This window comes from Streptomyces sp. UNOB3_S3 (assembly GCF_020740895.1).
Classification (GTDB): domain Bacteria; phylum Actinomycetota; class Actinomycetes; order Streptomycetales; family Streptomycetaceae; genus Streptomyces.
This window is the reverse complement of sequence record NZ_JAILXP010000309.1, coordinates 1-8,606: the sequence shown is the minus strand read 5'-3', so window position 1 is coordinate 8,606 and position 8,606 is coordinate 1. Positions and strand designations below refer to the sequence as shown.

The 8,606-nt window shown below is 67.2% G+C and carries 8 protein-coding genes and 2 pseudogenes; 7 read left to right on the top strand and 3 right to left on the bottom strand.

The genetic code is table 11. From position 1 onward, the window contains the following. Window positions 1-116: pseudogene (locus K6I33_RS26870) on the top strand (IS5/IS1182 family transposase); the annotation flags it as partial. A gap of 310 nt (window positions 117-426) precedes the next feature. After that, on the top strand, window positions 427-1,281 hold the full coding sequence (locus tag K6I33_RS26865; protein ID WP_308297332.1) for a Hint domain-containing protein: 855 nt from the start codon (window positions 427-429) through the stop codon (window positions 1,279-1,281). An 805-nt stretch (window positions 1,282-2,086) separates the two neighbouring features. Here K6I33_RS26865 and K6I33_RS26860 read toward each other — a convergent pair. After that, window positions 2,087-2,362: a nuclear transport factor 2 family protein gene (locus tag K6I33_RS26860; protein ID WP_308297330.1), complete on the bottom strand. Its 276-nt coding sequence runs from the start codon at window positions 2,360-2,362 to the stop codon at window positions 2,087-2,089. A 24-nt stretch (window positions 2,363-2,386) separates the two neighbouring features. On the opposite strand from K6I33_RS26860, the gene K6I33_RS26855 reads away from it, so the two are divergent. Then, on the top strand, window positions 2,387-2,803 hold the full coding sequence (locus tag K6I33_RS26855) for a helix-turn-helix domain-containing protein (protein ID WP_229357116.1): 417 nt from the start codon (window positions 2,387-2,389) through the stop codon (window positions 2,801-2,803). Here K6I33_RS26855 and K6I33_RS26850 read toward each other — a convergent pair. Both K6I33_RS26850 and K6I33_RS26845 read right to left on the bottom strand, forming a co-directional pair. Beyond that, entirely contained in the window at window positions 2,800-3,798 is a 999-nt protein-coding gene (locus K6I33_RS26850) for a phosphatidylserine/phosphatidylglycerophosphate/cardiolipin synthase family protein (RefSeq protein ID WP_229357115.1), read from the bottom strand. The genes K6I33_RS26855 and K6I33_RS26850 overlap by 4 nt on opposite strands. Window positions 3,799-3,897: 99 nt before the next feature. Next, a complete protein-coding gene (locus tag K6I33_RS26845) occupies window positions 3,898-4,953 on the bottom strand; it encodes a LacI family DNA-binding transcriptional regulator (protein WP_229357114.1) in 1,056 nt (351 codons plus the stop codon). 131 nt (window positions 4,954-5,084) lie between these two features. On the opposite strand from K6I33_RS26845, the gene K6I33_RS26840 reads away from it, so the two are divergent. The 4 genes and pseudogenes from K6I33_RS26840 to K6I33_RS26825 all read left to right on the top strand — a co-directional run. Next, window positions 5,085-6,359, top strand: a complete 1,275-nt coding sequence (locus tag K6I33_RS26840; RefSeq protein WP_229357113.1) for a sugar ABC transporter substrate-binding protein — start codon at window positions 5,085-5,087, stop codon at window positions 6,357-6,359. Window positions 6,360-6,368: 9 nt separating this feature from the next. Beyond that, a complete protein-coding gene (locus tag K6I33_RS26835; RefSeq protein WP_229357112.1) occupies window positions 6,369-7,268 on the top strand; it encodes a carbohydrate ABC transporter permease in 900 nt (299 codons plus the stop codon). Further along, window positions 7,268-8,098, top strand: coding sequence for a carbohydrate ABC transporter permease (locus K6I33_RS26830; RefSeq protein WP_229357111.1), 831 nt, complete (start codon window positions 7,268-7,270; stop codon window positions 8,096-8,098). Before K6I33_RS26835 ends, K6I33_RS26830 begins: the two co-directional genes overlap by 1 nt. Before the next feature lie 44 nt (window positions 8,099-8,142). Then, window positions 8,143-8,606 (top strand): annotated as a pseudogene (locus K6I33_RS26825) (glycosyl hydrolase); the annotation flags it as partial.

Below are 8,606 nucleotides of genomic sequence, written 5' to 3'. Positions count from 1 at the left end.
TGCATGGCTTCAAACGCCTCCGCATCCGCTGGGAACGACGAGCCGACATCCATGAAGCCTTCCTCCGCCTCGCCTGCTGCCTCATCACCCTCAGACAGATCAACTCATTCTGTTAGCTGTTGTAAGAGCAGCGGCCGCAAGCTGAGCCCGAGGGAAGAAAGGCTACTCAAGGCTGCTGGCATCTCGCCGGAAGCGTTCAAGAAGGCCCAAGAGCTCAGGGGGAAGGATTTCGTCGACCTCTTGACGGAAATCGGCGGTGAGGTACTCAAGGAGTACTTCGACGTCGACAACATCAAGAAGTGCTACAGCGATGGCAATGTCGAGGCATGCTTCTGGGCACTCGTAAACAACCTCCCCTGGGGCAAGGCGCTCAGGGCTATCGAAAAGTTCCCGGAAATCGCGAAGGCCATCAAACGCCTCGCTGGAATGGGTAAGCTCCTCGACGAGTCCGCCGACGCAAAGAAGCTGGTCAATGAGAGCGAGGGCGTGCTCAAGAAGTTCCAGGAAGGGGCCATTTGCCCAATATCGAATAAGCCTAAGAAGAACAGCTTCATACCGGAAACCCCGGTATTGATGGCGGATGGCACCCGCAAACCGATCAAGGATGTGTTGACGGGGCAGCAGATCCTGGCCACAGATCCTGAGACCGGAGCGACAGCAGCGCGGGTAGTCACCAACGTGATCACAGGCGAGGGGCGAAAGCATCTGGTCGAAATCACCATCGCCAAGGGTGGTGAAGCAGGAAACGCCGTCGGCAAGGTAACAGCCACGGCCGCACACCCGTTCTGGGTGGAGAACCAGCACCGCTGGCGGGACGCCGAGGAGCTCAAAGCAGGCGACCGACTCCGCACCCCTGATGGCGAACTGAACGAGGTCATCGGCTCTCGCGCCTGGACGGAAACCCGCAAGGTCTACAACCTCACTGTCGACGGCCTCCACACGTACTATGTACTGGCAGGCGCAGTACCCGTACTTGTGCACAACAGTTCCTGGTGCACAGAAGAGGACCGTTTCGAGGATGCCGCTGACATCGCAACAGGACATGCAAATTCCAAGCACGCAACGGAGTTTCCCGGCGTCTCGACGAGCGACCTCACCAAGCTCACCCAGGACACCATGAAGAACCCGTCGCGCACGAAGGATCTGGGAGGCGGTCGAAAGGCTTACCTCGGCAAGGATGGCACGACTGTCGTCATTCACGACCCCATGCACCAGGACGGCGGCACGGTCTTCCGCCGGGAGCCGACCACCCTGGACGATTACTGGCAGGGTTTGAACTGATGTCGGATCATGGAGTGGCTGCCAGTGAACTGCTGGCAGCAGGCGAAACTGAACTGCTACGACGAGGGCTCCTGGAATGGAGCGGACCGGCTCGATGCAGCGATCAATTCGCTGTCGGCATGGGGTTCGCGAGCGCACAGGAACTCGTCGCCCGGTGCCGGGATCTGCGAGGCGTACTTAGTGAGGACTTGCCGCTTTCGCCTGCGGACTGGGCTCGTGTTCTCCTGGCCGTTGAAATCGCATTTGCCAGCGATCTAATCGGCTCCGGCACTGAATGGTCGACGACAACGGGACTCGATGATGTCTCGACCATCAGGGCCTTGAGGTCAATTCAACGCAAGATCGCTCGAACCATCAGGTCCTATTACGGGAAGACGCCGCACTAGCGGTAAGCGGTACCTGAAAAAGCGGCCGCGTGCAAGACAGGTTGCGCATCATTATCCAGAGGCCCCGCCAGTAAATCACTGGCGGGGCCTCTGGGCGTCTTACTGGGATCAATCGCGGGACACTTGCGGCCTGCGACGGCTTTTCGTGAGCCGCAAATGCCTGTCCGGTGCCAATGTTCCAGGCCCGCCTCACCTCACCACGCCGGATGCCGCCCGCCTGCTCCTCCACGCTCAGGGTGTCGCAGTCGCGCCAGGTGTTCCAGATTTGAGGGCTCGTCACCTCACCGTCGTCCCGAACGGGTTGTCGATCACGTACCGCCACAGCTCGTCCCGTCCGCGTCGGGCCACGTCCGTGGCCGTGCCCTCCAGGTGGACGTGGTTGCCGTCCGGGCCCGGGCCGTCGATGGTCCAGTCGACGATCAGGAGGGCGATGTCGTCGGCGAGGCCTGGCGGGGGCGGACGGTGATGGGTAGGCCCAGGGCCTGGAACTCCGTGTTGGCGGCGGCGCGTTTCTCGCCCGTTACGTCGACGCCCGGGCGCGGTACGAATACCGCGCCGTCCTCGTAGACGCGGGCGAGAGCCTGCGGGTCGCCCGAGTCGAACGCGGCGGCGAAGGCCGCCGGGTGTTGCCTCGCCTCGGACGACAAGGCGAGAGTAGTCGCATGATCGTCCGCAAGGTTTCCGTTGCTGCTCATGCACCCAGCCAAGCCGGGCCCGACGTGGGTCGCCAAACGGAAACCCACGCGACGGAGACCCACGTCTGGGACCCCGACCTCGCGCCGACCACCCCCGGCCGTACCCTCCGGCCCGACGCGGACTGTCCCGTCGAGATCGCGCTGGCGGCCGTCGCCGGCCGTTGGACCACGCTCGTGCTGCGCGTACTGATTCACGCCCCGCACTCGTTCGGCACATTGCGGGAACAGCTGCCGGAGATCAGCCCCAAGATGCTCGCGGACCGGCTGAGCACCCTCTGCGAGCGGGGGCTGGTCGACCAGGAGCGGTTGGCCGGGTTCCCCGTTCGTACGCGGTACACGCTCACCCCCGCCGGACAGGCCCTGCACCCGTTGCTCATCGAGTTGTATCGGACGGGGGAGGAGCTGAGCGCCGCGCGACCCGTTGACCGCGCCCGTACCTAGTACGGCGTGCCGTTCGCGAAGTCGGTCTTGAACGTTGACTCGATGCCGTTGAGCACGCCCGCGTCGTTGACGATAAGGCCCAGCTCGCGGTTGTTGTTGAGGGAGTTGTCGGAGAAGTTCTGCGAGCCCGCGAAGACCTTCGCCGACGGCGTCCCGTAGTCGGCGACGATCGCCTTGGCGTGGATGTAGAGGCCCTCGGTCGAGGAGAACGTGACGACGGTGCCGCCGGCCTCCTTGATCTGGTCGAAGTAGCTGCCGTACCGCTCCGGATTCATGCCGACGACCCGGACCGTCACGCCGCGGTTCCGCGCCGCCACCACCGCGTCCACCAGGGTGCTGGCGCCGAACTCCAGTTGCTCCAGGTCCAGCGAGTGCCGCGCTCCGTTGATCAGCGCGAGCAGACGCTCCTGGGAGTCCGTCGGGGACCAGAGCAGGTTGTCGCCGTCGGAGGGGGTGACGGCGGTGTGGGCGTAGTCCGCGGCGAAGGTCTGCTCTATGGCTGTGACATCGGCGGCGTCGGTGTCGACGACGCCGTAGTCGCGGCCGGTCGCGTAGTACTTCGCGTCCAGGTTGCCCGTCAGGATCAGTGACTTCGCGCGGTCCACGGTGATGGTCTTCTGGTGGGTGTAGACGAAGTCGGGCGAGGAGTACATCACGCCGACGCCCGCTGCACTGAGGGCCTGGTAGGCGGCGCCGTTCACCGAGGGGTGCTTGGCGTCGAGGATCACCCGGACGGTCACCCCGGCCTGCGAACGCTTCACCAGCGTGTTCACGACCTCGGTGTCGTCCAGTTCGTACATGGTCATGTCCACCGACGTGGTGGCCGAGCGTATGAGGTCCTGGACCACGCCATGGCTCTGATCCGGGAAAACGAGCAGGGAGTACGTACCGGGAGCCGCCTGGGCGGTGCCCGGGGTGGCCAGCAGGGACATCGAGGAGAGCAGCAGGGCGCCGGCGGCGACAACGACCCGGCGGAGTAGGTGGGGAGTGCGCATGCCGAACTCCGGTCGTGTGCAGGGGTGGTGGGAGCGACCCCCATGGTGTGACCGCGGGGGGTTACGCGGGAAGGCGTTGCGGGTGAATTTTTGTCGGTGTCACGACAATCTCCCCCGGCTCCCCGCCGTCGCCGCCGCCGTCGACTCACGCGTCACCAGCCGGGGCGCCGCATCCTCCACCCTCCGCGCCGGGCCCCCGTCCAGCAGCGCGATCAACTCCTCGGCGGCGTGCCGGCCGAAGGCGGCCGTGTCGCGGGTCAGGGCCGTCAGGGCGGGGTGGGCGTTGCGGCAGAGCGCCGAGTCGTCCCACGCGACGATCGAGAGTGCGCCCGGTACGGGCACACCCCGCTCCGCCGCCACCGCCAGACCGGCCACCGCCATCACGTCGTTGTCGTAGACGATCGCGGTGGGCGGGCACTCGCGGGCCAGGAGGCGTCGCGTCGCCTCGGCGCCCTGCGCGTCCGAGTAGTCGGTGGTCACGGACGTCACCTCACCCAGCCCCCGGCGGCCCGCCTCCGCGCGCAGTGACGCGATGCGGCGCCGGGTGTGGGCCAGGCCGGGCAGTCCCGCGATGTGTGCCACGTGACGGTGGCCCAGGTCGTGGAGATGGCCGACGACCGCGGCCATGGCGGCCGCGTCGTCCGCCCAGACGCAGGAGATCGCGGCGCCCGGCGGGATGACGTCCGCTCTCGGTGCGCCGATGACGACCGCCGGCAGTCCCAGCTCCGCCAGGAGCGCCGGGCGCGGGTCGTCCTCGCGCGGGTCGACGACGAGGAGACCGTCCACGCGGTGCTCGGCCCACCATCGCCGGTAGGCGGCGCACTCGGCGTCCACGTCCTCCACCACTTGGAAGAGCAGGCCCAAGCGGCGTACGGCGAGCGCCTCCTGCACCCCCGAGACCAACTGCAGGAAGAACGACTCGACGCCGAGCGTACGGGCGGGGCGGGCCAGTACCAGGCCGACGGTCGCCGAGCCCTCGCCGGACAGGGCCCGGGCGGCGGTGCTGGGCAGCCAGCCGAGCTGGTCGGCGACCCCGCGGATCCGCTCACGCGTGGCGGCCGAGACGCCCGGCCGGCCGTTGAGCGCGAAGGACACCGCGCTCTCCGAGACCCCCGCGCGCCGCGCGATGTCTTTGATCGTCGGTCTACGGCGCATGCCGCCACACTAAAGCGCATTAGTGCGTGACGGCAGTATTGACGCAACTCCCTTGCAGGGTGCAGGTTTTGACCGTCCTCCTGCCGACCATCCGACCCGATCGCCGACCCGATCGAAGGAGTTCGTCCGTCATGCCCGGATCCCGGACGTTCGGAACCCTCGCCCTCGCCCTCACCACCGCCCTGGCGCTCACCGCCTGCGGCTCGAACGACGGCGGGGGTGGGGGAGGAGGCGGAATCACCTTCCAGACCTGGAATCTCCGCGCGAACTTCAAGGACTACTTCGAAGACCTTGTACAGGACTTCGAGAAACAGAATCCCGGCGTCAAGGTCACCTGGCTGGACCAGCCCGCCGAGCACTACGCGGACAAGCTCAGCGCCGACGCCGCCGCCGGCACCCTGCCAGACGTCGTCAATGTCTCCCCGGACCTGTCCTATCCCCTTGCCAAAGCGGGGATGCTGGTCAATCTCGACAAGGAGAAGGCCGCCGCCCGCTTCAAGGACGAATACACGGCGGAGGCATGGCAAGGCAATGCCCTTCCCGGGCTGGGCGGCTCGTACTCCTTCCCCTGGTACCTCACCACCGGGCCGCTCTTCTACAACAAGGCCCTCTTCCGCTCCGCCGGGCTCGACCCCGAGAAACCGCCGAAGAACTACGCGGAACTGTTCACCACCGCCCTCGCCATGGCCCGGAACTCCGGCGGACGGACCGCGACCCTCGCCAACACCCCCTCCGTCGAGGACTTCGGCCGCTACGGCGTGAAGCTGATGAACGACGACGCCACGAAATTCACCTACAACGAGCCCAAGGGCGTGGAGCTCCTCGCCAAGTACAAGGAGCTCTACGACCGCGGCGGCCTCGACCCGCAGGCGCTCACCAACACCCCCGAGAAATCCGGCCAGAAGTTCCTGGAGCAGAAGGTCGCCATGAACCCGGGCGGCGCCAACGACCTGGCCACCTTCAAGGAGAACGCCCCCACCCTCTACCGGAACCTCGGCATCACCGACGCGCCCAACAACACCGGAAAACCCAACATGTATGTGATGGGCGTGGCCGTCAACGAGAAGAGCAAGCACAAGGCCGCCGCGATCGCCTTCGCCCACTTCGTCACCGACAGAAAGAACCAGGAGGCATTCGCCCACGAGGTCGCCGTCTTCCCCAGTACCCGGGGCTCGCTCGACGACCCGTACTGGACGAAGAGCGACGGCACCGACGAGGGCCGGGTCCGCGTCGCCTCCGCGAAGATGCTGAAGGGCGCCGTCAATTACACCCCCGTGGTGATGAGCGACGAGATGAAGACCATCCTCAAGAACGAGGTCGCCAAGGCCCTCCAGGGTAAGAAGTCCGCCAAGCAGGCGCTCGACGACGCCGTCGCGCAGAGTGACAGACTTCTCCGGCAGAACTGAGCCGCCGTCGTGAAGAAACCCGCTGTGAAGACGCGTGCCGGGCGTGTCCTGAGCCCCTGGCTCTTCCTCCTCCCCGCCCTCGCCGTCGTCGCCGTCTTCAGCCTCTACCCCTTCCTCACCACCGCCCACCAGGCCTTCACCGACGCCCGCACCCTCACCCCCGGCCGCTGGACCGGGCTCGAGAACTTCCGCGCCATGCTCGACGACGAGCAGTTCTGGACCGCCCTGCGCAACAGCGCCCTCTACGTCCTCCTCGTCGTCCCCTTCACCGTTCTCCTCCCGCTGCTGCTCGCCCTGCTGGTGCACAAGCAGCTGCCCGGCGTCACGTTCTTCCGCGCCGCCTACTACACCCCCGTCGTCGCCTCCGTGGTCGTGGTGGCCCTCATCTGGACCTGGATGCTGGACGACCGCGGCCTCGTCAACGGCATCCTGCGCGCCCTCGGCGCCGGGCCCGTCGACTTCCTCGGCGACGCGTGGCTGCTGCTGTTCAGCGCGATGGCCCTGACCGTGTGGAAGGGCCTCGGCTACTACATGATCATTTACCTGGCCGCGCTCGGGAACGTCCCCCGTGAGCTGCACGAGGCCGCCGCCGTCGACGGCGCCGGGGCTCTGCGCCGCTTCGTCAGCGTCACCCTCCCCGCCGTACGGCCCACGATGGTGCTGGTCGCTGCCTTGTCGGCCGTGGCCGCGTTCAAGGTGTTCTCCGAGGTGTACTTGATGGCCGGGCCCACCGGCGGGCCGGCCGGGCAGGACACCACGCTCGTGATGCTCGTCCAGCGCACCGGCACCGGCCTCAACGGCCGTGTCGGCTACTCCTCCGCCCTCTCCCTCGTCGTCTTCGTCATCGCGCTGCTGCTGATGCTGCTCGTCCTGCGCGCAGGTAACGCCCAGCGGAAGGAGCACGACTGATGCTCCGCGCGCCCCGCTGGGAGAAGGTCCTGCGCTATCTGCTGATGCTGCTGGTGCTGGCCATCACCGTCGGCCCGTTCCTCTGGCAGCTCTCCACCTCCCTCAAGGACACCACCGAGGACATCTACACCTCACCCCCGCGCTTCCTCCCCCAGCACCCCACCGGCCACAACTACGCCGAGGTCGCCGACACCATCCCGGTCTGGGACTACGCCCTCAACTCCCTCAAGGTCGCCACCGCCGCCGTACTCACCAACCTCGTCGGCGCCGCCATGGCCGGCTACGCCCTGGCCCGGCTGCGCTTCCGGGGCCGGAGGGCGGCCGGGCTCGCCTTCGTCCTCGCGCTGCTCGTACCGGTGGAGTCCATCGTCATCGCGCAGTTCACCCTCGTCCGCGACCTCCACCTCAACAACACCCTCGTCGCCGTCGTCCTGCCCGGCTCCGTGAGCGCCCTGAACGTGCTGCTCATGCGGAACGCCTTCGCCGCCCTGCCCTACGAGATCGAGGAGGCGGCCGTCATCGACGGGGCGAACGCGTGGCAGCGTTTCACCCGGATCGCCCTGCCGTCGGTCCGCGGCACCCTCGCGGTCGTCGCGATCTTCGCGTTCATGGGTGCCTGGGACGACTTCCTATGGCCGCTGATCGTCCTCTCCGACCAGGACCGCTTCACCCTCACCGTCGGGCTGAACTACCTCCACGGGACGTTCACCCAGAACCCCCGGCTGGTGGCCGCCGGGACCGTCATCGCCGTCGCCCCGCTCGTCGTGATGTTCGCCTGCCTCCAGCGGTACTTCTTCCGCGGCGTCGGCGAGGGAGCCGTCAAGGGCTGAGAGAGCCGAAAGGGCTGAGAGAGCTGAAGGGATTCCCGACCGTCATGCGTTTCGGCGTCAACTACACCCCCACGCGCGGCTGGTTCCACCACTGGCTCGACTTCGACCTCGACGACATCCGCGCCGACCTCGACTCCATCGCCGCCCTCGGCCTGGACCACATCCGTGTCTTCCCCCTCTGGCCGCTCTTCCAGCCCAACCGCACCCTCATCCGCCCCCGCGCCGTCGACCAGCTGGTACGGCTGGCCGACGCCGCCGCCGAACGCGGGCTCGACGTCGCCGTCGACGGCCTCCAGGGCCATCTGTCCAGCTTCGACTTCATCCCCTCCTGGACCACCACCTGGCACCGCCGCAACATCTTCACCGACCCCGACGTCGTCGACGCGCAGGCCGCCTATCTGACGACGCTCGCCGCCGCCCTCGCCGGCCGGCCCGGCTTCCTCGGCATGACCGTCGGCAACGAGATCAACCAGTTCTCCGGCCGCCCCCACCCCGACCCCGACCCGGT